The organism is Ruminococcus sp. 1001713B170207_170306_F1 (assembly GCF_015668065.1).
Lineage (GTDB): Bacteria > Bacillota > Clostridia > Lachnospirales > Lachnospiraceae > Blautia_A > Blautia_A faecis.
The window spans coordinates 1-24,403 of the sequence record NZ_JADPEX010000020.1 but is presented as its reverse complement, the minus strand read 5'-3'; the positions used below and the strand labels follow the sequence as shown (position 1 = coordinate 24,403).

Below are 24,403 nucleotides of genomic sequence, written 5' to 3'. Positions count from 1 at the left end.
TATGAAATATCCATGTTTAGTACCCAAAAGGCTTTGCAGGACGGATATCAGCTTAGTGATGGAGCAGGAAGGACGGAATAAATATGGGGAACCTCTTCCATGTTTTGAATATTCCGGGAAATGCAATTACCAGGACAAAGCAAAGACGATCTTCACAGCTGACAAGAAAATGGTTCAGATTACCGGATCCGTATTATTCCCGGGAGATATCTGCCCAGAGCTTCCGGTAATATCTGGCGGTACAGCAACCATATTTGGTGTCAAGAGAAAGATCCAGGAAGCCAGGAAAGCCAGAAATCCGGACGGTACCATAAATTACACGGAGGTGCTTCTGATATGATCAAGGTCAATTCGACTGTTAAACTTAACTTTCCGAAGATCAATCAGCTGACACGGGCACAGGTGGCAGCCCTGGAGCAGACTGCAGAAGATTTACATACAGAAGTTGAGCAGGCACAGGTGTTTCCAAGAGATACCGGTGCTTTGCAGAATGAGAGTACTTTTGTAGATACCTCTGAAAGCAGTCACGGAAAAGTAAGTATCATATCCAGTACACCATATGCAAGACGCCTGTATTTCCATCCAGAATTTCATTTTAAGAAGGATAAAAACCCGAATGCAAAAGGCAAATGGTATGAAGACTGGCTTCCAGGTGGGAAAAATGCTGACCTTGCAGTGGAAGCATTCAAAGAAAACTACAGGAGGCTGGCTGGTTTATGACGTTATCGGATATCAGAGATTATATTGAGACACTCACACAGGGGGCTGTGTATATTGGTCCAATTCCGGATAAACCGGAAAAAATAGTTGGGGTTTATAACAGTAAACACCAGCACGAATACAAGGTGGCAATCGGAGGCCCTCAGCTGGAATCCTATGGCACGAAATACGTCACTTTACTAGTACACTGGAATAAATCCCAGCGCGAGACCGAAAAAGCCGGAAAAGCCTTATTTGAAGCTGTCAGAGCCACCAGAAATGCAACTGTAAACCATGAAACTATTAAATTTGTCCTGCCAGTCTATGATCTTCAGGATATAGGCGTAGATGATTCCGGTATCTATGAGATGGTTATAGAACTGGCTGTGATTTTTGAAAAGAAAGGAAATAAGGATGAAGAATAAAATTGTGATGAACCTTCAGCTGTTCGCAGGTTCCAAGTCTGGCGTATATCCATGCTACGAGAACCAGTTCCAGATAGACACAGCATCAGGCGGCACTGCTTCACTGAAAAATATTGCAGACTGTGTAACCTTTTCCGTATCTTTTGACAATGGAGTGGAAGAGTGGAACCCATTTGACACAGAAGGATGGACCAGACGTTTAATGACATCCAAGAGTATTACAATTTCAGTAACTGCAAAACGTAATGTCGGGGATGCCGGAAATGATTTTGTTGCAGGACTGGCATGGAAGAACGGAAGAAATGCGGAAGCTGATACGCAGTGGACTTTCCCGGATGGTACTGTTGTGAAGTTTACAAAATCAGTTATCAATGTGAAGAATGTTGGATCCGGAGATTCCACAGCTGTAGCACCTCTTGAATTCGATATCATGAGCAATGGAAAACCGGAGATTACACCAGCCGCATAGTAAATACGGCTTTTAGCAAGAAAAAGGAGAAAACAAATGGCAAAATGTATTGATATTACAGAGAAATTAAGCTTTGATAAAAATCCTGCCCTGATTATCAAGGGCAGAAAATTCATAGTAAATGCAGATGCGGGCACTATGCTTGAAATCATGGGATTGTTTAAAGAAGGCTCTTCTGATACAGAAACGACAGTTGCGGCCTATGAAAAACTGTTCAGCGAAAAAGACCGTAATGAGATTAAAAAAATGCGTCTGCCATTCAAAGATCTTATGATCGTTATCCAGACCGCAATGGAACTGATCCAGGGAGAAGAAGACCAGGGAGAGCAGTAACCCGTACTATGATCTGATAGATGATTTTGATCTGATCGTATCATCGTTTCAATCACAGTACGGGTTACGTCTTTCTAAGGAAATTCCAGCAGGGATGCCCTGGGACGAGTTTTCGGATCTTCTATCCGGAATAGGCCCGGATACAGCCCTTGGCAGGATCGTAGCAATCCGAGCAGAAGAGGATGAAGAGATCTTGAAGCATTTCACCCCGGAACAGCGCCGGATCCGCCGCGAATGGAGAAATAAACAAGCTATGAAGGTTTCAGAGGAAGACAGAGATAAATTCCTGGAGGTCATGAAACAGGCATTTATTGATATGGCAGGAGGAGCGAATGGATAAAAACAAGGTAAAATGCCCCTTCTGCGGACACGAACAGAAGATACAGTACACCCCGGATGCCAAATGCCGGGGCGTTTTCATCCGGTGCCAGGGGCGCCATTGTAAAAAAGAATTTGAAATAAAGATTAACCAGGACAAGTAGTGCCATGTGTCGATGTCCTCATGATAGAGGAAGGTGGCATATATGGCAACAAGTGTTGGGCAGATCGGGCTTGACCTGGTCGTTAATCAGAATCGGTTTCAGTCGCAGATGCGTGGCATTGAATCTCTGGCAAAGAAAGCCGGTGCAACTCTTGCAGCAGCGTTTGGCGTTAAAAAGCTGATAGATTTTGGAAAGTCGTGCCTGGAGCTTGGCTCAGATCTGGCAGAGGTTCAGAATGTTGTAGACGTTACATTCCCGAACATGACCACACAGGTTGATAAATTTGCCAAAAGTGCAGCCCAGAGCTTTGGACTTTCTGAGACCATGGCAAAGCAGTTCACCGGTACCTTCGGGGCAATGGCGAAAGCCTTTGGATTTTCCGAGGAACAGGCTTATAACATGGGCTCCAGCCTTACCAAGCTGGCAGGTGATGTGGCGTCTTTCTATAATCTGTCACAGGATGAAGCTTACACCAAGCTGAAATCCGTTTTCACAGGCGAAACGGAATCTTTAAAAGATCTTGGCGTAGTCATGACTCAGACCGCCCTTGACAGTTATGCTTTGGCGAACGGTTTCGGGAAGACAACGGCGAAGATGTCAGAAGCCGAAAAGGTAGCGTTAAGGTATTCCTTCGTACAAAACCAGTTGGCAGCAGCCCAAGGGGACTTTGCAAGGACCTCAGGATCCTGGGCAAACCAGGTAAGGATCCTTACTCTGCAGTTTGACTCCCTGAAGGCTACAATTGGCCAGGGACTGATAAATATTTTCACTCCGGTTATCAGAGTGATCAACACGGTAATTGGAAAGCTGATTACTCTGGCAAACGCCTTTAAATCGTTTACGGAGCTGATTACCGGTCAGAAATCCAGCAACAGTGCTTCTGGACAGATTTCAGCTATTGGAAGTGCGGCAGCAGGCGCAAGTGCAGGAATGGACGATGCAGCCAGTTCAGCAGATAATCTTTCCAGTGCTAATAATGGCGTTGCCAAATCCGCCAAGAAAGCAGCTGAGAAAATGCGCACCCTCATGGGCTTCGACCAGATTAATAAGCTGGACAGCCAGACAGACACCGACAGTTCAACTCCATCCACCGGAAGCGGAACAGGAGTCAGTGGAACTGGTGTTGATTTCGGAAATTTGACACAAGGTGAGACTGTAATTGATAAGACAGATAAGAAAATGTCTGCCTTATTAAAACGAAGTAAAGAATTGGCTGCAATATTCAAAAAAGGGTTCAAAATAGGGTTTGGAGATTCCCAAAAAAGAATAAATACCATTACTGCAGGAATTAAAGATATTGGAAAAAATCTGAAAGAGATTTTTACAGACACTTCCGTAATAACTGCGGCAGATGGATGCGCCAATGCCATTGCGCTTTCCTTTGGGAAAATCAATGGGGCAATGACAAGTGTTGGGTTGACAATCGGGGCAAACCTGATAGGGGGATTTGCTCAATACCTTGCTAAAAACAGTTCTTATATACGTGAAAAATTAGTTTCTCTTTTTAATATTACTTCAGACATTGCGCTGCTTACAGGAGATTTTTGGACAGCTTTTGCAGACATATTTTCTATCTTTGCAGGACCAGAAGGACAGGGAATTACTGCAGATATTATTGGAATATTTGCAGATGGATTCCTGGGAGCGATAAATGTTGGGGCTCAGTTTATAAAGGATATTGAAACTATTGTAGTCACTCCCGTTGTGGAAAATACACAGAAGATTAAAGAGACAATCGAAGGGCTTCTTGTACCAATCCAAATTGTTCTTGATACCTTGCACCAGTCGGTTGTTGATACATTCTCCAAGATATCAGAAGTGTACGCTACCTATGTCAGTCCATTTATAACTTCGGTAGCTGAGGGGATTTCCAGTATCTTAGGAATTTTCCTGGATGGATGGAACACATATATTTCTCCTGTACTGGATTATCTGGCAGAGAAATTTTCGCTAGTATGGCAGGAACACATTCAGCCAGCATTGGATGGAATTATTATTCTGGTTGGAAAAGTATTTGAAAATCTTCAGACACTCTGGGAAACGCTGCTTCAGCCATTGATTGAATGGGTAATCGAAAACATCATGCCGGTTATCGGTCCAATATTACAAGGGGTAGGCGATTTATTTCTGAATTTACTTGCGGTAGCGGGAGATGTGATAAGCGGAATAACAAAAGTATTAGGTGGATTTATTGATTTCTGTACGGGAGCTTTTTCCGGTGACTTTTCAAAATGTTTCCAGGGATTAAATGAAATTCTGGATGGCTTTAAGCAGATTGCAAGTTCCGTTTTTAAGTTTTTACAGGATAATGTATTTAAGCCATTAGACGATTTTATTGAAAATGTATTTGCAACAGACTGGTCAAAACATTTTGGAGTCTTGGGAGGCGTGCTAAACGGATTTTTTAAAAGCGGACAGGATACTATCAGAGATATCCGTAAAGTTTTTGAGGGATTCAACGAATTTATCTCTGGTGTGTTTTCTGGGGACTGGGAAAAAGCCTGGAATGGAATCAATGATATTTTTGTTGGTGTGTTTAATGGCTTAGCAGATATTGCCAAAACACCCATCAATGCTATTATTGGTGGATTTAACAGTGTTTTGGGACTTGTAAATGGCCTTATTAACAAAGTGAATAATATTCGTTTTAAAATCACAGTCCCGGATTGGATTCCCGGAATTGGAGGTTCCTGGTGGGGTTTTAATGGATTTAATATTCCAACTATAGGAACAATTCCAATGCTTGCTAACGGTGGTTTTGTAAAAGCCAACACGCCTCAGCTTGCGATGATTGGTGATAATCGGCACCAAGGGGAGATTGTTTCTCCAGAGGACAAGCTTCAGGAGATGGCGTTAAAGGCAGCTTCCATGGCAGGTGGAAATATTTCCCGGGAAGAATTGGAAAGCATTATTAACCGTGCGGTTATGAGGATTGTAGCGGCACTTTCTGAGCTAGGTTTCTATATGGATTCCAATCAGGTTGCAACGGCTGTCAGAAATGCGCTGGCAGCAAACGACACCAGATATAATACGGTGGAGGTGAGATAAATGGCTGATGTTTTTACTGATGGTTCCAGCAAAAAGAAAATCCTGTGGTCCGGGAGCGTAGTACTCCCGGCTCCTGTGTCGTTAAGCGTGAACGACGAACTGATCTGGACATCTGATACAGGACGAACTCTTTCAGGACGTATGGTTGGAGATGTAATTGCTGAAAAGAAAAATTTATCAATCAAGTGGGGATTTCTTACAGAAGGATCTGTAAAACTGATAAAGAACACGCTTGTTGCCGGATATTTCCCTTTTTCTTTCCATGATTGCGGTGTAGACATCACGATAGAATCATATCGGGGAACACTGAGTAAGGAACACCTGGGAGACATTGGAGACGGGGAATATTGGTATAAGTCGGTATCTGTAGATATTATTCAGAGGTAGCAGAATGATTAACGCATCAAATGTCTATAAAGAGGCAATCAAGAAAAATAGAATATTACATCATAGAGTAGAAATTCAGTTTCAGGATGGCAGTTCCAAAACGGTAGAGGATATGGAACTGCTTTTATTTCAGATTTTGGATAATACGTCTGGGCAGAACAGCTTTGACCTTGGCTCCGCCATTGCCAAGCAATTGAATATAAAACTGAGTAATATCGATGGCAAATTTACTGGCGTGGATTTTGACGGAGCTACGATAAAAGCAATTATAGGCTTAGAACTCCCGGATGGGACAACAGAGTGGCTGGATAGGGGAATTTATACTGCGGAACCTGGTGAAGACACTGGATCTGTTATAGCCGTAAAAGCATATGACAATATGATTAGATTTGACAAGCCATATTCGTTGAGTAAATTGTCTTATCCGGCTACCTTGGGACAAATCGTACAAGATGCTTGCAGCTGCTGTGGGGTGCGCCTGTCAGGAGATTCGGCTAATTTTGATAATAGTGGGTATGTTGTTAACAGAAGGCCGAATGAGGACAGTCTGAATTTTAGAGACATTTTATGCTTTGTTGGACAGATTGCATGTAAATTCAGCAGAATCAATGCGGATGGAACTTTGTCCCTCAGATGGTACGATACAGACCTGTTGGAAGCTTCCTGGATAAAGGAAGGAATAATAGTAGTTCCAGGAAATAGCAATAAGATCGATGTTGACAATAGCAGGCTTATCCAGATAACAGAATGGAAAAATGGCAGCCTATTGTCAACAGATGACGTTGTGATTACCGGAATAAAAGTAAACGAGGAGAACGAAGGGGGAAGAGAAAACTCCTCGTTATGTGGAACAGGAGAATATGCCCTGGAGATTAGTGGAAACAAATTGGTTCAGGGGAATGGTGAAACTGTAGCTTTATACTTGGGAGAAAAAATCAACGGCTTGCGTTTTAGGCCATTATCCATCAATTGCCAGAGTGATCCAGTTAGGGAAGCTGGTGATGTTGGATTAATTGTGGACCTGAAGGGCAATTATTATAAAACTGTTTTCACTGGAGTAACGTATACTGCGAATGCAGATCAGACACTGTTTTGTGGAGCCGAGACGCCGACCAAAAGATCGGCAACCAGATTTAGTGAAGAAACAAAAGTTTACAAAGATTTAAGGGCAGTCTGGTCGAAACAAAAAACGGAAATAGACAAAGCCTTTGATGATCTGAAGAAAGCAATGGACGAGACGCAGGGACTTTTCCCGGTTTCTGTGAAGCAGGAGGATGGCAGCAGTATTTTATATCTGTGTGATAAGCCCACTTTGGAAGAATCCCGGGTTGTGATCAAACTGAACCGGGAAGGGTGGGGAATGTCCACGGATGGCGGAAATACCTGGAATGTTGGCGCCCTGGTGGATGGCACTACCATTACGAAAATCCTTGATGCAGTGGGGATTAACGCGAACTGGCTGAAGACTGGACGAATTGAAATCATGGACGATGATGGAAATGTCATTTTTGAAGCTGACATTGACAAGAAGTCTGTTTCTATGAATCCGGATAGCGTCCACATTGGGGACAAGACTATTTCGGAAGTTCTGAGTGATAATAAGAACATGACCATGCTCTTGTCTGATGATTACCAGGGGATCCCGGTCGATTCGGACGGAAACTATAAGACCTTCCCCACTGGGATCACGACCACAGCTACCGTTATGTATGGCTCGAACGATATTTCCAAGGATTGTACCTACACGGTTACCACTTCCTCCGGTGTGACCGGAAACTGGGATAAAAATTCACGGACCTATACGGTGACTGGGCTCACTGCGGACAAAGGCTGGGTGACGATCCGCGCCACCTATCTGTCAAGCGTCTCGGTGTCTAAGAAATTTAATCTTTCCAAGAACTATGCGGGAAAAGACGGTGCGGATGGTGATCCAGGGGAAATGTACTACTTGAAAAGCTCCAATACCGTCATAAAGCGTGGGGCTGACGGACTTTTGTATCCGGACAGTATTACTTTTTCCGGATATAGAAGCGGGACTGGCGGAAGACCGCCTTATGCAGGACGTTTTGTAATCGAGGAGACGACAGACGGGAACACCTGGAAAACAGTCTACACATCATCCACAGACGAGGCAGAGGTAACCCATCTGCTGTATTCGGCTATCGCTGCCCTAAATGGAAAGCTGCTGACTACAAGGAGTGGGAAGTTCCTGGCAGTGCCAAGGGATTTTGTGGAGCTGAGGGTATCTCTGTATGCTGCAGGCGGCACCACCCAACTGATTGATAGGCTGAGCATTCCCCTGGTGGTAGATATGGCAGCTTTGACGCATGAGGATATTTTTAACCTGCTTACAGACGATGGCAGGATCAAAGGTATCTATAAGGAAGGCAACCAGTTATACATCAATGCAACCTATATCAGATCGTTGCATGTAACCGGTGACCAGGTGGATGCTAAGAAGCTGAAGGTTGTGAACAAGGATGGATCCGTTACCCTATATATTGATGAGGATGGAAATGTTGAGATGAAGGTCAGCAGCTTTTCCATCCAAGGGAAGACTGTTGATGATATCGCTTCCACTGTTGCTACTTCAATAGCGGAAAAAAAGGCAAGCAATGCAGTCAAGGGGCAGACACAGGAGGATATTTTTAACAAGCTGAGTAAAAACGGTACGATCAAGAGCGTTACCATGATAAATGGGGAGCTTTACATATCCTTTGATTTCGCCCAGGGCGGTACCGTGAAGCTTGGCGGTGCAAATAATGGAAACGGCCTGCTGTCTATCTTGGATGCATCCGGGAACGAGATCGGATATATTAACAACACAGGCGTGCATTTTAACCAGGGCGAGTTTTCCGGGACTGTAACTGCCGGAACTGGCGCAATTGCCGGCTGGAAGATCATTTCCGATTATTTAGAGTCAGATGACGGTAGTATCCGTCTTTATAAGGATGGCCGGATCGTATTCGGCGGAGATGCCGTGTTATCTGCTAACGGGCGGACTCCGATGGTGAAGTATGGGTTAAGTATATATACCCAGAGAAGGACTACGAAAGCTGACGATGGAACAGAATTTTATGACGGATCCGGGGAACTTAATATATATGGTTTGGGTTCTACCTCTTCTGCAAATACCCTGGCATTAAATATGAATAACTATTCCGTTGGTTATGTGGCCAGCTCATCTATGCGCTATAAGACCATTGGAAAAACGGTTCAAGAGGAAGAGTTAGAAGAACTTTACCGGATTAAGGTTATCTGGGCGAAATACAAGGATGATTATCTGTCTGAGCATGATGAGCGGTATGGTAAAGAAATGCCAATGTTCCTGGCGGAAGACATTGACCGCAGATTTCCATTAGCTGTTGACCATAATGAAAAAGGTAAAGCTGAAAACTGGAATTACCGCATTATGATCCCATGCATGTTTGCCATGCTGAAAAACGACCATGAGAAGGTTCTGGCATTGCAGTCAGATAACCAGATATTACTTTCTAAAATTGATGCTTTATCAGCAGAGGTAGAGCAGTTAAAAGAACTTATCAACAATATTTCACGAAAGGAATGAAAAAAATGAGTGTAAAAACAGTACAGGCTATTGTTAATGGCCAGACAGTGAATTTAAGCTATAACAGTTCTACTGGAAGATATGAGGCGACTATTACAGCGCCTGGTAAGTCAAGTTACTCTCAGTCCGGACATTATTACGATGTGACAGTCAGGGCCACAGATGATGCAAACAATACTTCCACAGCGGATGCCAGCCACTCCACCCTTGGAAGTTCCCTGCAGTTACGGGTTAAGGAAAGAGTGGCGCCAGTCCTTGCAATCATATATCCTACAGCCAGTGCACTGATTACAAACAATAAACCAAGCATCACCTGGACTGTGACTGATGACGATTCCGGTGTGAATCCGTCAACTATTGGCGTTACCATTGATTCTGGAAGCAAGATCACAGGGGATAGTATTTCTAAGACTGCTATTTCCGGTGGCTATAAATGTACTTATACCCCTGGTACGGCTCTTGCCGATGGCAGTCATACGATCAAGGTAGATGCATCTGATTATGATGGAAACGCTGCATCCCAGAAGAGCGTGACCTTCAAGATCGATACCGTACCACCGACACTTTCCGTTACCTCTCCAGCAGATGGATTTGTAACAAATCAGGCAGCTTGTAACGTTCAGGGTACTACCAATGATCTTACTTCCAGTCCGGTATCTGTTACAGTAAAACTTAACAACGGCAATGCAGAGGCGGCAACTGTTGCTTCTAATGGTTCCTGGTCTAAAACAATTACTCTTGTTGAGGGAACAAACACCATCACCGTAGTTGCTACTGATAGTGCCGGAAAGAGTACCACAGTAACCAGAACTGTGAAACTGGACACTAAGGCTCCTGTCATCAAGTCCGTAACATTAACACCGAACCCGGTTGATACTGAAAAAACCGTTGTAATCTCTGTAGAGGTTACTGACTGATAAAGGTGGTGGAAACATGGTAGTAGCATTAAGGGGTACTATCAATGGAAACACTATCTCATTCGCAAGGACACAAGGGGACAGATGGGAAGCCATCGTCCCCGCAAGCCTTGATGGTGCTTTTGTGGTAGATCTGACAGCCATTGATGAAGCTGGAAATGTAGGATATACAGCAAAATATATCATTACAATAGATCTGGCATCTTTATGTGTACATATTGAGCCATGTCCATATTATGAGGAACTGTTGGAATCTGAATACTATGTAGAATTGATGGGAGGTTGTGGGTGTAATGACTGTACCGTTTGAGCTTGGAGAACAGAAGCATGTGAGATTGCGAGTCTGCTCCTGTAAAAATGAAAATTTTCTGATCACGGCAGCCTCCTATGAGCTGTATTACCGGGGTGCGAAGGAACCAGAGGATACCGGACATCCGGAAATCCAGGAACACATTCTGGACACCCTCATACAGCCCAAAAAGAAAGGCATGTACAAGCTTCTGGTCGTGTATGAAATACTGGACGAAAAGTTGATTGCAGAAGTAGAAGTGGCGGTGAAGTGATATGGCAAACATATTAATCAGTGATGTGAGGATGACACCGAACCCCGTTAATGCAGGGGCAAGCTTTGTCCTTTCAGTGAAGATCATTGACAAAGTATACGCATTGGTCACCAAAGATGGCAAGTACCTGATGACAAAGAATAATAAAGTAATTGAAAAAATTCCAAGAAAGGATTGATGAAAAATGTCTGAATCTATACAAAGTACACTAATATCAGCTCTCCCTGCAGCTACCAAAGTATCGGATACGGATATCGTGGTATTGGAGAACGGCTCTACAACTCAGAAGATTACTATAGCGCAGTTGAAAGAGGCGTTAGGGATTAATGCACTAAACACGAATTTTAAATTCTACAGTTCCTTATCTCAAATTGGATTAACAGCATCTGCAACATGGGATCAGATACTTACTAAATTAGCTGATGGTACTGGAATAAAATTTGCTGCATGGAAATCAGACTATCCTAATTTATCAAATCCATGCACAAGTAATAGGCAATCAATAACTGTTTGCAAATTATATTCAGGTTATTCTACTATAGAAGTGTGGGATATTGATAATAACGTTCGCCACTTTACAGCGCATAATGGAGATAACTATAGACCTTGGAATATTGCATAAAAGGAATTTATATATTGTAAAATGGTATGCTAAAAAATGATACTAACTTTCCATCCAAAAGGAATTGATTGTAAGTTTTTCTGATGACGAGATATTACGTTCAGTAAATATAATCGCACTTGCGCCAGACATACTAATGCCTTTAACAAGTACATTACATGAACTCCAATTGGCATTTGATACAGATATACATTTCATATTATCTTGTGGTGGTGCAATATAATAATAACTAATACCAGTACCTTTAATAGTATATTGTTTTTGGATTATCTTCGTGTTTTGCGACCTTCTTTCCTCCGGATGCTACAATAAAGCAGAAGGAGGAATAAGGTTATGGATATACGAAATACGATTATTAATAATGTATTGCTGGCGGTGCAATCTCTATTAGATGATCAGCAACTCCAGGCAGTACAGGATGCACTCTGTATTCAATTGAACAGTTACGAAGTGCAAGAGAGAAGCACAGAACTAACTGTAGTGGACAACGCTCCAGACAGTATGCTGGCAAAATATATAGCGACCAAGCGAGTAGAAGGAAAGGCAGAATCCACAATTCGGCGTTATTACGATGCGTGTTACATGATGCTACACACTCTATGTAAGCCACTGCATGAGATTACTACCTACGATCTCAGATACTACCTGGCCGCATACAAGGAGCGCCGGAAGGTAAGCAATCGTACCTTGGACGGAATCCGCCGATGTTTCAGCAGTTTCTTTTCCTGGCTCTCTGCCGAGGGCATGATCGGAAGAAACCCATGTGCAGCACTGTCCCAGATTAAGTATACGAAGGTAGTGAAAAAGCCCTATACCGCACCAGAAATGGAGCGACTAAAACGGGCCTGTACAACACTTCGGGATCTGGCGCTGATAGAATTCCTTTATGCTTCTGGCTGCAGGGTATCAGAAGTGGTAAGGCTCAACCGAAACGATATAAATTTTCAGACACAGGATGCAGTAGTCCTGGGGAAAAGGAAATAAAGAGAGGACGATTTACCTTACACCAGTAGCATTAATGCATCTGCAGGATTATCTGAATACACGGACAGATACGGATCCATGCCTGTTTGCTAGTGTAAGGACACCCTATAAGAGATTGTCGAAAGCAGGAATTGAAAGAACACTAAAGAAGCTTGGGGAAAGTGCTAATGTTACAAATGTACATCCTCATAGATACAGGAGGACTTTAGCGACCAACCTTCTTGATCGGGGAGCGAATATACAAGATGTGGCAGCAGTTCTGGGACATGCTGATTTGAAGACTACCCAAGTATATTGTTACATCAGTCAGAGTAATGTGAGAGCGTTATACAATAAATATTCAGCATAAAGAGATAGAGAAAACCACTCCGGGGAGAACTCCGGAGTTAAAGCTATGCCCGCTGATAGAATCATTAGGAGAAAGTTTTGGGTGTTAGAAATCAGCAAAACACGAAGATTCCAACACAAAAAATGTATTTTGGAACGGCTATTTATAATGGAGCAGCCACATCAACTGTAACTTTTTCCGATATCCCTAGTGGATATACTTATGTTATAGCAACATGTCAAGATGCCGGAACTGCAATACTCGTTGCAAGTCTTTCAGGAACTTCTTTAAAAGTGATTTTTTCAAATCAAATTACTATTGCCAGGGTTAACTTTTTATTACTTACTGCATAATAATTTGGGGCAAAAGATACAGCTACATTGTATTACTTTATTAGGCATTCTCAATTAAAAAAGATAATGCTAAAATAAAACTACCACTATACGCTCTATTGAATATAACAGTAATTTGATCATCTGAATTACGAATAGCACTCTCAACATAAAAGTTTCCTACATTTGTATTTACAGTTGCTATTATTGCCGGGTATGTACATAACTTTTTTCCTGTTATTCCCATTTCCGATAATTTCGGTCCTACAAAGCTCGTACTATTATATGTTCCAGAAAAGTAATGTACTACCTGAACTCTTTGACCTAAATTCGTGTTTTGCTGATTATTAATGCCATTTGAGCGTCCGAAGCTTCGAATACTGACATGACACTAATACACAAGCAAAGAAAGGAAAAATAAATGAACGAACCCAGGGCGAGACCGCGTAACCGGTCTTATTTTTATACCATAAAATAATATAATAAGAAGGAGAACACATAATTATGAAGGTGATTGATACGTATAATGCCATTGTTGGCGCAGCTGTTGCTGTATTGAGCTATATCTTTGGAGAGCACTGGATTCTGTTTGCTTTGTTCCTGGCATTTAATGTTGCTGACTGGATTACGGGCTGGATGAAATCTAGACTGGCGCATAAAGAAAACTCCAAGGCCGGCTGGAAGGGAGTCCTGAAAAAACTGGCTTACTGGATCATGATTGCGGTAGCCTTTGGAGCATCTGCAGTGTTTGTAGAGATTGGAAAGACGCTCGGCGTTGATCTGGGAATCACAACATTACTTGGCTTCTTTGTACTGGCATCCCTGTTGGTAAATGAGATCAGGTCTATTTGTGAGAATCTGGTGGAGATGGGAGTGGACGTCCCGAAGATCCTGATCAAAGGACTGGAAGTAGCCGACAAGGCAATCAATAAAGATGGGGAAGATATTGACGAGGGCGAGTGATCGCCCTCTTTTTTGAAAGGAGAATTTCAACATGAAATATTTTATCTGTGTAGGACACGCGAACTATGGCGGTGGCATCATCTCATCTGCAGATGGCACCAGCAAGGGTGGTGTGAACGAATACAAGTACAACAAGGAACTGGCGCCCTATGTGTGTAAATGGCTTAAGGCAGCGGGACATGAGGCAACCTTGTGCATTGCTCCGGAAGGGCAGCTACATTCCCTGAATGATGAAATCAAGTATTTCATTGAAGAAGAGCATAAACAGAATTATGATTTGTCTGTCCAGCTTCATCTGAATGCATTTAATGGAGAGGCATATGGCTGTGAAGCATACTGTTACAATGCAAATGGACTTCCGGAAGCCCAGCGGATCAGCGCGAAGCTTGGCACTGTCTGGCATGACAGAGGAGCTGAAGAACGTCCAGGTTTGTACTGGACCAGAAAGACCAAGGCAAAAGCTGTCCTGGTAGAATCTTTCTTCTGTGATAACAAGGACGATTATGCCAAAGCGAAAAAACTTGGCATGGACGCTCATGGCAAGCTGATTGCAGAGGGCATTCTGGGAAAAACGATCACAATTGCGCCGGCGCAACCGAAAGCAAAGTATTACATCCAGGCTGGAGCCTATGGGACAAAAGAAAATGCAGACGTGATGGTTAAAGTACTTAAGAAAAAGGGATTTTCAGCAAGTATCCGCAAAGTAACCGGCTCCGTCCCATACCGCGTCCAGGTCGGCACCTACAGAACAAAGAAGGCTGCCAATAAGGTGGTAAAGAAGCTGAAGACAGCAGGCTTCACAGTCCTGGTGAAGAGTTTGTGATGTCGAATGCTGTCGTACTATCTCGCACGATAAAGCTCGACAGATGAGGTAGAATCTGGTACAGTAAAACTGAACATGAGATTTCCCTTAGATAAGAAAAGCCCTTACAATCCCGCGAGTTGCCCCTCAGGAGAGTAAAGGCTTTTCTTCTTATATTATAAATCTTGCTTTATTTTTTCTGGAAAATGTGAGGGGCAAGAATCCTGCCCCTTAAGGGGCAAAATCTCTGCCCCTCGAGGGGCAAAAAAGGGGCAGAGTTTTGACACACTTTATCTACCTCCTGAACATTCGGAGTCCAAAAAAGCCCGCAAAACAGGCGCTTTGCAGGCTTTTGACACTTCTTGATAAAATAAAAAAATGCGGAAGATGGGACTTGAACCCACACAAGCGCAATGCTTACAAGATCCTTAGTCTTGCTCGTCTGCCAGTTCCGACACTTCCGCATATCGCATTCCACAGAGATAAAAATCTCTACGCGATCAGATATTAAATTGTAACTACTTACGTAGTACATGCGGAAGATGGGACTTGAACCCACACAAGCGCAATGCTTACAAGATCCTTAGTCTTGCTCGTCTGCCAGTTCCGACACTTCCGCATATCGCATTCATAGAGGAAAAACCTCTGCGCGATAAAATATGAAATTGTGACTATTAAATAGTCATGCGGAAGATGGGACTTGAACCCACACGAGCGCAATGCTCACAAGATCCTTAGTCTTGCTCGTCTGCCAGTTCCGACACTTCCGCATATCGCGTTTCTCGGAGAAAGATTTCTTTCTCGCTGCGACGGATATTAGTATAACAAAGGGGTATATGATTGTCAACACATTTTTTAAAAAAAATTAAAAATTTTCAAGTTTTTTTTGAAAAAAAGAGGAATTTGAAATTTTGTGTAGAATATAATTAATAGGAGGAAGATTATCGGCGTACCTGTCAGTCTTTGGAGGATAGAAGATATATGAATATCAGAGAAAGCATGGAAGAAAGAGAACTGGAACTGCTGAGTCCTTATGCCGCATACAGTGGACGTTCCAGAGGAAGAGACCGGGAGGAAGAAGAGTGTGACGTCCGGACGGTTTACCAGAGAGACCGGGACAGGATCCTGCACAGCAAGGCTTTTCGCAGGATGAAAGATAAGACTCAGGTTTTTCTGGCTCCGGAAGGAGATCATTACAGGAATCGGCTGACGCACACTCTGGAGGTATCCCAGATCGCACGTACTATAGCCAAGGCACTTCGCCTGAATGAGGATCTTGTGGAAGCAATTGCACTGGGACACGACCTTGGTCACACGCCTTTCGGACATTCAGGAGAGACCGCACTTAATACCGTTCATCCTGAGGGCTTTGCCCACTACCGTCAGAGCGTCCGCGTGGTGGAAGTACTGGAGAAGAATGGAGACGGACTGAATCTTACCTGGGAGACAAGAGACGGAATCCTGAATCACCGTACCAGCGGTCATCCGTCCACTTTGGAGGGACAGGTAGTCCGCTTTTCTGATAAGATTGCCTATGTTCATCATGATATGGACGATGCCCAGAGAGCTGGGATCATTACAGAGAATGATATTTCTGCCAGTCTCAGGGAGTTTCTTGGACAGACCACAAGAGAAAGGCTGAATACCTTTGTACATGATGTGATTGAGCACAGCATTGACCAGCCTTCCATTCAGATGTCTGCTCCTGTAGAGCAGGCACTCATGGATCTTCGATCAGAGATGTTCCAGAAAGTATATCTGAATCCCATTGCGAAGCGTGAGGAATCCAAGGCAATCAAAATGCTGACAGAATTATACGCCTATTACATAGATCACCCGGAAGCAATGTCCAGGGAGTACGTTGCTCTTATTGAGAAAAAGGGAGTTCCCAAAGACCGGGCGGTATGTGACTGGCTGTCAGGAATGACGGATCAGTATTCCATGAAGAAATTCAAGGAGATTTTCATACCAAGAGCCTGGGAGGTTTATTAGAACGTGGACAAAACTCTTGCAATGAGATATAATATTTATTTACGCGAAAGATGTCGCATTTTCTTGGATATGCGGCATATCAAATCAAAGGAGGATAAGCATGCGCTATTCCGACGATATCATTGAAGAAGTGCGAATGAAAAATGATATTGTAGACGTGATATCCCAGTATGTAAGACTGACCAGAAGAGGAAGCTCCTATTTTGGTCTGTGTCCTTTTCATAATGAGAAGACCCCTTCCTTTTCCGTAACGCCGTCCAAGCAGATGTATTACTGCTTCGGCTGCGGAGCTGGAGGAAATGTATACAATTTTGTAATGCAATATGAGAATTATTCATTTGGAGAAGCACTTTCCCATCTGGCAGAGCGTGCCGGCGTGGAACTTCCCAAGATCGAATATTCCAAGGAGGCAAGGGCAAAAGCGGAGAAGCGCGCAACCTTGCTTGAAATCAATAAGAAAGCGGCTCAGTATTTTTATTACCAGCTGCGCCGTGAAGGTGGAAAAAATGCCCACGATTATCTTACAGGCAGAGGTCTCAGCGAAGAGACGATCAGGAAATTCGGTCTGGGGTATTCAGACAAGTACAGTGATGACCTGTATAAATATCTGAAATCCCAGAATTACAGTGATGAACTTCTTCGGGAATCCGGCCTTTTCAATGTGGATGAACGCCAGGGCATGTATGACAAATTCTGGAATCGTGTTATTTTTCCAATCATGGATGTCAATAACAGGGTGATTGGATTTGGCGGGCGAGTGATGGGAGACGGCAAGCCCAAGTACCTGAATTCGCCAGAGACCCGTATTTTTGACAAGAGCCGTAATCTGTACGGATTGAATATAGCCAGAACCACCAGGAAAAATTACCTGATCCTGTGCGAGGGCTACATGGATGTAATCTCCATGCACCAGGCGGGATTTACCAATGCAGTGGCTTCTCTGGGAACGGCGCTTACATCCGGACATGCCAGTCTGGTGAAGAGGTATACACAGGAAGTGCTTCTTCTTTACGATAGTGATGAAGCTGGTGTAAAAGCCGCCTTGCGAGCCATTCCCATTCTACGGGAAGCCGGCGTGAATTCCAGAGTGGTGAATTTACGGCCTCACAAGGACCCTGATGAATTTATCAAAGCAGAAGGTGCAGAGGCTTTTGAGAAAAGGCTGGAGGCAGCTACGGACAGCTTTATGTTCCGGGTAAGTATTGCTTCCGGTGATTTTCCTATGGATGAGCCACAGGGACAGAACCGGTTTTTTGAGCGGTGTGCCCAGTATCTTCTGGAACTTTCTGATGAACTGGAGCGGAATCTGTATATTGAAGCAATTGTAAAAGAATACCGCAGATATGGAATCAGTGTGGAAGACCTTCGGAAGCGTGTAAACACCCTTGCTCTGAAGGGTACGCCTGCAGAGAAGCGTATCCAGCCAAAATCCGGCGGCTCTCCAATGAGAAAAAAGGAGAGCGCGGCAGATAAATCCCAGAAGCTGATGCTTACCTGGCTGGTTACCTATCCGGCAATTTTTGATACTGTGGAGAAATATCTTTCCCCTTCAGATTTTGTAGTTCCTCTTTATAAAGAGGTGGCAGAAATGCTCTGGAAGCAGCACGAAGAGGGAGATGTGAATCCGGCCAGACTTCTGAATGCTTTTACAGACAGTGAAGAGCAGAAAGAGGTGGCCTCTCTCTTTAATGCCACGATCCACCTTGAGACAAAGGAGGAACAGCAGAGAGCATTTTCCGATGCTTTGATCCGCATTAAACAGGAGAGTCTGGCGGAGAAAAATAAAAACTGGGATCCTGCAGATATGGGGGCTTTACAGGAGCTTGTAAAGGCCAAGAAGGATCTGGAGGAGCTTGGAAGAAAAAGGCAGCAATTGCATATTTCTTTTGAATAAGGATAAAATATTAACACTATATGGAGGTTAGAGTACCTATGGAAATGAATATGGGCAAATTCAGTGAGAAACTGGTGGGACTTCTGGAGCTTGCAAAAAAGAAGAAAAACGTACTGGAATATCAGGAAATCAGTGATTATTTCAAAGACCAGCCACTGGATGCGGAACAGATGGACAAGATCTTCGATTTCCTTGAAGCAAGTGGGGTAGATGTGCTGCGTATCACAGAGAACAGTGCAGATGACCTTATGCTGGACGATGACATGGATATTGATGGTCTGGACGATGAGGAAGAAGTAGAGCTGGACAAGATCGATCTTTCTGTTCCGGAAGGTGTGAGCATTGAGGATCCGGTTCGTATGTATCTGAAAGAAATTGGTAAAGTTCCGCTTCTTTCAGCAGAAGAAGAAATCGAGCTTGCAAAGAAAATGGAACAGGGCGACGAAAATGCCAAGAAGCGTCTGGCAGAAGCCAACCTTCGTCTTGTTGTCAGCATTGCAAAGCGTTATGTAGGACGCGGAATGCTTTTTCTGGATCTAATTCAGGAAGGTAACCTTGGTCTTATCAAGGCTGTCGAAAAATTTGATTACCGAAAGGGTTACAAATTCAGTACCTATGCTACCTGGTGGATCCGTCAGGCTATCACAAGAGCCATTGCAGACCAGGCGCGTACTATTCGTATTCCGGTTCATATGGTTGAGACGATCAACAAGCTGATCCGCGTTTCCAGACAGTTACTCCAGGAGCTTGGACGTGAACCTACTCCGGAGGAAATCGCGGAAGAGATGGACATGCCGGTAGACCGTGTGCGTGAGATCCTGAAGATTTCCCAGGAGCCGGTTTCTCTGGAGACCCCTATTGGTGAAGAGGAGGACAGCCATCTTGGAGATTTCATTCAGGATGACAATGTTCCGGTTCCGGCTGATGCAGCAGCATTTACTCTTTTGAAGGAACAGCTGGTGGAGGTTCTTGGCACTCTTACTGAGAGAGAACAGAAGGTTCTCCGCCTTCGTTTCGGACTTGATGATGGACGTGCAAGAACGCTTGAGGAAGTTGGCAAGGAATTCAATGTTACCAGAGAGCGTATCCGTCAGATTGAGGCAAAGGCTCTTCGTAAGCTCCGTCATCCAAGCCGCAGCCGCAAGCTGAAGGATTATCTGGATTAAGGAGTGGACTATGCAGTTATCCTTACGACTGTCTGCAATCGCAGACCTGGTGACAGAAGGAAACCGGCTGGTAGATGTGGGATGCGATCATGGATATCTGCCGGTATACCTGATACAGCAGAAAAAAATTCCATCCGCCATTGCAATGGATGTGCGAAAAGGACCCCTTTCCAGGGCACAGGAACATATCCGGCAGTATGGACTGGAGGAATACATACAGACCCGGCTCTCAGACGGACTTGAAGGCTTGAAAGCCGGAGAGGGTGACACCCTTGTGATCGCAGGTATGGGCGGTCCCCTTATGGAAAGGATTCTCACAGATGGCAGGTCTGTGAGAAATTCTTTCTCTGAGCTGATTTTACAGCCACAGTCCGACATTCCCCATTTTCGCAGATTTATCCAGTCTGAAGGCTGGGAGATCACAGAAGAGAAAATGGTGGAAGAGGATGGGAAATTTTATCCCATGATGCGGGTGGTGCCTGGGGAAAATGTTCACAGCAGTTTGAAACTTAACGTGGATTCTTTCCAAAAAAATACGTCTGTGAAAGCTGCTTCTTCTGAGAACCTACATGCTGATGAATGGGCAGAAATGCCGGAAAATCCAGCTGCTTACACCTTGGAGGAAGCCTTTGGCAAATATCTTCTTCAGGAAAAGAACCAGGTGCTTTACCATTATCTTCAGCGGGAATCCCGGATCCGCTCCCAGATTCTGGACCAATTGGAAACGGCACCGAAGGCAGAGGCAGTTACTGCCCGCATTTTGGAAGTAAAGGAGGAGGCGCAGCTGATCGCTGCTGCGCTGGCAGAATATGAAGGTTAAGGAACTGACAGAATGGCTGGGAGGAAATTTTCCGGCAGCAGTTGCAGAGGACTGGGATAATGTGGGACTTCTTACAGGAGATGACGAGAGTGAGGTAAAACATGTCTTTCTTGCCCTTGATCTTACCGAAGCGGTGTTAGACGAGGCTATCCAGGCTGGCGCTGACATGATCGTTACCCATCATCCTATGATCTTTTCCGGTATTAAGAAGATTAACAATCATAGCTTTACAGGACGGAAAATTATCAGTCTGGTGCGCCATGGAATATCTTATTATGCGATGCACACCAACTATGATATTCTGGGAATGGCAGATTTAAGTGCCGGATATCTGGAACTGTCAGATACGAAGGTACTTTGTGCCACCGGGGAAAAAGACGGAGAGCCCATTGGCTTTGGGCGTGTGGGAAATCTGCCTTGTGAGATGACTTTAAAGGAGTACGCCCTTCTTGTAAAAAAGAACCTGAAGCTTTCGGATGTGAAAGTGTACGGAAATCTGGAACAGACTGTGAAAACGGCTGCCGTATGTACCGGCTCTGGTAAAAGCATGATTCAGGATGTGCTTGCAGCCGGGGCGGATGTATATGTGACAGGTGATATTGACCATCATACCGGAATTGACACCGTTGCCCAGGGACTTGCAATCATTGACGCAGGTCATTACGGTACGGAATATATTTTTATGGAAGATATGAGGGAAAGACTGGCAAAAGCGTTTCCGGAGCTTACAGTCAGCTGTGCAAAGGTGAGAAGCCCGTATACGATATTATAAGGTTAAGACCTGGTGTGGATGGGCGTGATGGTGTTCGCCCGCCCGGAGATAAAATGAGTTGTCAGAATAACATTGTCTGGTTTTGGAAAATGTGATTTATGTTTAGCCTAATTGATCTTTCAGATCAGAAAAGGAGATTTTATGGATCATACAGTGAAACTTACGATCAATGGGGAAACCAGAGAGTTTCCCATGGGAATTACCTATAAAGAAGTTGTAAAAGCGTACGAAAAGACCAGCCCGGCCCCTGTTATTCTTGTAATTGCAGGAGGCAAGATCTGTGAGCTTCATAAAAAAGCAGAACGGGACGGTGAAGTTCAGCTGGTCACCACAAAAGACAGCATTGGAAATAAAACCTATAAGCGAACGGCATGTCTGGTACTTTTAAAGGCAATTTACGATCTTGCAGGCAAAGAAAAAGTAGATAAAGTGGTGCTTCATTATTCTGTAGGAAGCGGTTTTTACTTTACCATGGAAGGAGAACAGAAACTGGATCAGGCATTTCTTGACCAGGTAAAGAAGCGGATGACTGAGCTGGTGAAGCAGAAAATCCCGGTGAAGAAACGAAGTGTAGGAACGGATGAAGCAATTGCACTTTTTCATCATCACAGAATGTATGATAAAGAGAAGCTGTTCCGCTATCGCAGGGTTTCCAGGGTGAATATTTACAGCATAGAGAATTTCGAGGACTATTTTTACGGGGCAATGGCTTACGATACCGGCTATGTGCCATATTTTGACCTGAAGCTGTATGATGAAGGCTTTGTGCTGATTCTGCCGGATGCTAAGGCTCCGGATATGCTCCCGGAATTCCGGCCTCAGGAGAAGATCTTCCAGGTGCAGAAGGATTCAGAAGAGTGGGGCAGAAGGTTGGAAATCTCCACAGTAGGTGAGTTGAATGATCAGATCGTTTCCCAGGGGATACAGAAGATCCTTCTTATGCAGGAGGCAATCCAGGAGTCTGGAATTGCCAGAATTGCAGAGCAGATCGTGGAGGCAGGAAACAAGAAGTTTGTCATGATCGCCGGTCCGTCCTCCTCCGGCAAGACTACCTTTTCCCACAGGCTGTCCATTCAGCTGGCGGCGCACGGAATGAAGCCGCATCCTATTGCTGTGGATAATTATTTTGTAAACAGAGAGCATACACCGCTGGATGAATTCGGGGAAAAGGATTACGAGTGTCTGGAAGCCATTGATGTGGAGCAGTTCAACAAAGATATGCTGGCACTTCTTAATGGAGAGAGAATAGAACTTCCGGTGTTCAACTTCAAGACCGGGCAGAGAGAATATAAAGGCGATTTTCTCCAGCTGGGGAAGGAAGATATCCTTGTTATTGAGGGAATTCACGGTCTGAATGACAAATTAAGCTATGCGCTTCCGAAGGAGAGCAAGTTCAAAATCTATATCAGTGCCCTCACCCAGCTGAACATTGATGAACACAACCGGATTCCTACCACAGACGGCAGACTGATCCGCAGAATCGTCCGGGATGCAAGAACAAGAGGAACCTCAGCCAGCGAGACCATTGCAAGATGGCCCTCTGTAAGACGCGGCGAGGAGAAAAATATTTTTCCATACCAGGAAGAAGCGGATGTTATGTTTAACTCGGCACTGATCTATGAACTGGCATGTCTGAAGGTGTATGCAGAGCCTCTTCTCTTCGGAATTTCCAAAGAGGAGCCGGAATATCTGGAGGCAAACAGGTTGCTGAAATTTTTTGATTATTTTGTAGCTGTGCCAAGCGAGGAAGTGCCTAATAATTCCCTGTTAAGAGAATTTATAGGGGGAAGCTGTTTTAACACCTGATGATGCAGATGTGCTTGTAAGAAGTTGAGGAGTATTTTATGAAAATAAATCGCAAAGGCTTTACATTGGCTGAGCTTTTGATCGTGGTTGCAATTATTGCGGTGCTGGTGGCTGTTGCAATACCTGTTTTCGGAAGTCAGTTGGAAAAAAGCAGGGAAGCAGCAGACCTTGCAAATGTACGCGCTGCTTATGCGAAGGTGCTGACTGAGGCAAACATGGGAATCTATGATAAAGTGGTTACTGTCGATCTGAAACAGAAACAGTATGACTGGCAGTCATCGGATGTAATTACAATTGGGGGAATCAGCCATTCAGTAAAGGAAGGCGATACGGATAACTGGATTGGAAAACCAGGAGCAGGTGGAACCTGTAAGGTTTCGTTTGACCAGAAAACGGGAACCAAATTTGTGTGGAGCGGGGCTGGGTCATCAGCGTCAAATAGCTATAATATGAGTGAGAATTTCTTTGATGTATTAAAAGATAGTGGCTGTCTGGAACTGGTAAAGGATAATTCGAGTTTTGAATTTGATTCAGGAACTGATTCGCAAAAATATGTACCAAAAATTAAAGCTCAAATTGGTGCTAACAGTTTGCTACAGACTGGCACATGGGCATATCTGGGAAGTGTAAAAGATGCAAAAAAAAGATATTTGTTCTGGACTTCCTTAGATATAAATGCAAAAGGTAAGGAAATAGCGGCTGACACAGAAATACCCATCCTGATTCAAACAGGCGATAGAAAATATTATGTTTCCAAATCAAAGGTTGCCAGCAGGAATGGAAAATATATGGCAATAGCTGATCATCTTGCCCCAGCAGATTATCAGAATATTATTAAGGCAGGGGAGGAATATAATAATTTATCTGATGCTTATGCTGCATACCAGGATGCGCTTAACAGTGAAGTATATAAAGATTTGCCTAAGTGATTATTTGCAACGATTCAAATAACACTGTCAAGCGTTTTTGAAAATGTCCTAAAATAATTGAAGTATTAGCCCCGGCTTTTTGCTGGGGCTTGTTATATTGAT

The 24,403-nt window shown here is 43.9% G+C and carries 27 protein-coding genes and 3 tRNA genes; 27 read left to right on the top strand and 3 right to left on the bottom strand.

The window, feature by feature from the left end; all coding sequences use genetic code 11:
* Position 1: 1 nt before the first annotated feature.
* From I4V84_RS12575 to I4V84_RS12485, 20 genes are all read left to right on the top strand, one after another.
* Entirely contained in the window at positions 2-340 is a 339-nt protein-coding gene (locus tag I4V84_RS12575) for a hypothetical protein (protein WP_148462422.1), read from the top strand.
* Entirely contained in the window at positions 337-720 is a 384-nt protein-coding gene (locus tag I4V84_RS12570) for a hypothetical protein (protein WP_207748668.1), read from the top strand. Before I4V84_RS12575 ends, I4V84_RS12570 begins: the two co-directional genes overlap by 4 nt.
* Positions 717-1,124: a minor capsid protein gene (locus I4V84_RS12565; protein ID WP_148462420.1), complete on the top strand. Its 408-nt coding sequence runs from the start codon at positions 717-719 to the stop codon at positions 1,122-1,124. The genes I4V84_RS12570 and I4V84_RS12565 overlap by 4 nt, the downstream gene beginning before the upstream one ends.
* A complete protein-coding gene (locus tag I4V84_RS12560; protein ID WP_233456039.1) occupies positions 1,114-1,593 on the top strand; it encodes a hypothetical protein in 480 nt (159 codons plus the stop codon). The genes I4V84_RS12565 and I4V84_RS12560 overlap by 11 nt, the downstream gene beginning before the upstream one ends.
* 36 nt (positions 1,594-1,629) lie before the next feature.
* Positions 1,630-1,926: a hypothetical protein gene (locus tag I4V84_RS12555; protein WP_148462418.1), complete on the top strand. Its 297-nt coding sequence runs from the start codon at positions 1,630-1,632 to the stop codon at positions 1,924-1,926.
* Between the two features lie 13 nt (positions 1,927-1,939).
* Positions 1,940-2,266 carry a Gp15 family bacteriophage protein gene (locus I4V84_RS12550; RefSeq protein WP_148462416.1) on the top strand — a complete coding sequence of 109 codons (327 nt, stop codon included), beginning with the start codon at positions 1,940-1,942 and terminating at the stop codon, positions 2,264-2,266.
* The gene (locus tag I4V84_RS12545; protein ID WP_173773407.1) at positions 2,259-2,408 is read left to right on the top strand and encodes a hypothetical protein; all 150 of its coding nucleotides are present in this window, start codon (positions 2,259-2,261) and stop codon (positions 2,406-2,408) included. Before I4V84_RS12550 ends, I4V84_RS12545 begins: the two co-directional genes overlap by 8 nt.
* A gap of 42 nt (positions 2,409-2,450) precedes the next feature.
* Positions 2,451-5,456 (top strand): hypothetical protein, encoded by a 3,006-nt coding sequence (locus tag I4V84_RS12540; protein ID WP_195992362.1) that lies wholly within the window; start codon positions 2,451-2,453, stop codon positions 5,454-5,456.
* Entirely contained in the window at positions 5,457-5,843 is a 387-nt protein-coding gene (locus I4V84_RS12535; protein ID WP_148462413.1) for a hypothetical protein, read from the top strand.
* Positions 5,844-5,847: 4 nt separating this feature from the next.
* Positions 5,848-9,411: a hypothetical protein gene (locus tag I4V84_RS12530; RefSeq protein WP_173773405.1), complete on the top strand. Its 3,564-nt coding sequence runs from the start codon at positions 5,848-5,850 to the stop codon at positions 9,409-9,411.
* 5 nt (positions 9,412-9,416) lie between these two features.
* A complete protein-coding gene (locus I4V84_RS12525) occupies positions 9,417-10,328 on the top strand; it encodes an Ig-like domain-containing protein (RefSeq protein WP_148462404.1) in 912 nt (303 codons plus the stop codon).
* 16 nt (positions 10,329-10,344) lie between these two features.
* A complete protein-coding gene (locus I4V84_RS12520; protein ID WP_148462402.1) occupies positions 10,345-10,638 on the top strand; it encodes a PF13754 domain-containing protein in 294 nt (97 codons plus the stop codon).
* Entirely contained in the window at positions 10,622-10,891 is a 270-nt protein-coding gene (locus I4V84_RS12515) for a hypothetical protein (protein WP_148462400.1), read from the top strand. The genes I4V84_RS12520 and I4V84_RS12515 overlap by 17 nt, the downstream gene beginning before the upstream one ends.
* Before the next feature lies 1 nt (position 10,892).
* Positions 10,893-11,069, top strand: coding sequence for a hypothetical protein (locus tag I4V84_RS12510; protein ID WP_173773403.1), 177 nt, complete (start codon positions 10,893-10,895; stop codon positions 11,067-11,069).
* Positions 11,070-11,075: 6 nt separating this feature from the next.
* Positions 11,076-11,513, top strand: coding sequence for a hypothetical protein (locus I4V84_RS12505; RefSeq protein ID WP_195992361.1), 438 nt, complete (start codon positions 11,076-11,078; stop codon positions 11,511-11,513).
* Between the two features lie 333 nt (positions 11,514-11,846).
* Positions 11,847-12,497, top strand: coding sequence for a phage integrase N-terminal SAM-like domain-containing protein (locus I4V84_RS12500; protein ID WP_243284092.1), 651 nt, complete (start codon positions 11,847-11,849; stop codon positions 12,495-12,497).
* 34 nt (positions 12,498-12,531) lie between these two features.
* Positions 12,532-12,846 (top strand): tyrosine-type recombinase/integrase, encoded by a 315-nt coding sequence (locus I4V84_RS19970; protein WP_243284091.1) that lies wholly within the window; start codon positions 12,532-12,534, stop codon positions 12,844-12,846.
* Between the two features lie 77 nt (positions 12,847-12,923).
* On the top strand, positions 12,924-13,178 hold the full coding sequence (locus tag I4V84_RS12495; RefSeq protein WP_148462396.1) for a hypothetical protein: 255 nt from the start codon (positions 12,924-12,926) through the stop codon (positions 13,176-13,178).
* Positions 13,179-13,661: 483 nt separating this feature from the next.
* Entirely contained in the window at positions 13,662-14,120 is a 459-nt protein-coding gene (locus tag I4V84_RS12490) for a phage holin family protein (protein ID WP_148462395.1), read from the top strand.
* Positions 14,121-14,151: 31 nt separating this feature from the next.
* On the top strand, positions 14,152-14,943 hold the full coding sequence (locus tag I4V84_RS12485; RefSeq protein WP_195992359.1) for an N-acetylmuramoyl-L-alanine amidase: 792 nt from the start codon (positions 14,152-14,154) through the stop codon (positions 14,941-14,943).
* A gap of 358 nt (positions 14,944-15,301) precedes the next feature.
* On the opposite strand, the gene I4V84_RS12480 is transcribed toward I4V84_RS12485, so the two are convergent.
* The 3 genes from I4V84_RS12480 to I4V84_RS12470 form a co-directional block, all read right to left on the bottom strand.
* A tRNA-Leu gene (locus tag I4V84_RS12480) sits at positions 15,302-15,386 on the bottom strand.
* A 70-nt stretch (positions 15,387-15,456) separates the two neighbouring features.
* Positions 15,457-15,541 (bottom strand) — tRNA-Leu (locus tag I4V84_RS12475).
* Positions 15,542-15,607: 66 nt separating this feature from the next.
* Positions 15,608-15,692: transfer RNA gene (locus tag I4V84_RS12470), tRNA-Leu, on the bottom strand.
* A gap of 211 nt (positions 15,693-15,903) precedes the next feature.
* On the opposite strand from I4V84_RS12470, the gene I4V84_RS12465 reads away from it, so the two are divergent.
* The 7 genes from I4V84_RS12465 to I4V84_RS12435 all read left to right on the top strand — a co-directional run bounded on the left by I4V84_RS12465 (position 15,904) and on the right by I4V84_RS12435 (position 24,301).
* Positions 15,904-16,914, top strand: coding sequence for a deoxyguanosinetriphosphate triphosphohydrolase (locus tag I4V84_RS12465; protein WP_148462392.1), 1,011 nt, complete (start codon positions 15,904-15,906; stop codon positions 16,912-16,914).
* A 100-nt stretch (positions 16,915-17,014) separates the two neighbouring features.
* On the top strand, positions 17,015-18,808 hold the full coding sequence (dnaG, locus tag I4V84_RS12460; protein ID WP_195992357.1) for a DNA primase: 1,794 nt from the start codon (positions 17,015-17,017) through the stop codon (positions 18,806-18,808).
* A gap of 38 nt (positions 18,809-18,846) precedes the next feature.
* On the top strand, positions 18,847-19,974 hold the full coding sequence (rpoD, locus tag I4V84_RS12455; protein ID WP_118578714.1) for an RNA polymerase sigma factor RpoD: 1,128 nt from the start codon (positions 18,847-18,849) through the stop codon (positions 19,972-19,974).
* Positions 19,975-19,984: 10 nt separating this feature from the next.
* Positions 19,985-20,794 carry a class I SAM-dependent methyltransferase gene (locus I4V84_RS12450; RefSeq protein ID WP_195992355.1) on the top strand — a complete coding sequence of 270 codons (810 nt, stop codon included), beginning with the start codon at positions 19,985-19,987 and terminating at the stop codon, positions 20,792-20,794.
* The gene (locus I4V84_RS12445; RefSeq protein ID WP_195992353.1) at positions 20,784-21,566 is read left to right on the top strand and encodes a Nif3-like dinuclear metal center hexameric protein; all 783 of its coding nucleotides are present in this window, start codon (positions 20,784-20,786) and stop codon (positions 21,564-21,566) included. The genes I4V84_RS12450 and I4V84_RS12445 overlap by 11 nt, the downstream gene beginning before the upstream one ends.
* A 141-nt stretch (positions 21,567-21,707) precedes the next feature.
* On the top strand, positions 21,708-23,372 hold the full coding sequence (locus I4V84_RS12440; protein ID WP_195992347.1) for a nucleoside kinase: 1,665 nt from the start codon (positions 21,708-21,710) through the stop codon (positions 23,370-23,372).
* A 38-nt stretch (positions 23,373-23,410) separates the two neighbouring features.
* A complete protein-coding gene (locus I4V84_RS12435) occupies positions 23,411-24,301 on the top strand; it encodes a prepilin-type N-terminal cleavage/methylation domain-containing protein (protein ID WP_195992346.1) in 891 nt (296 codons plus the stop codon).
* Positions 24,302-24,403 lie beyond the last annotated feature (102 nt).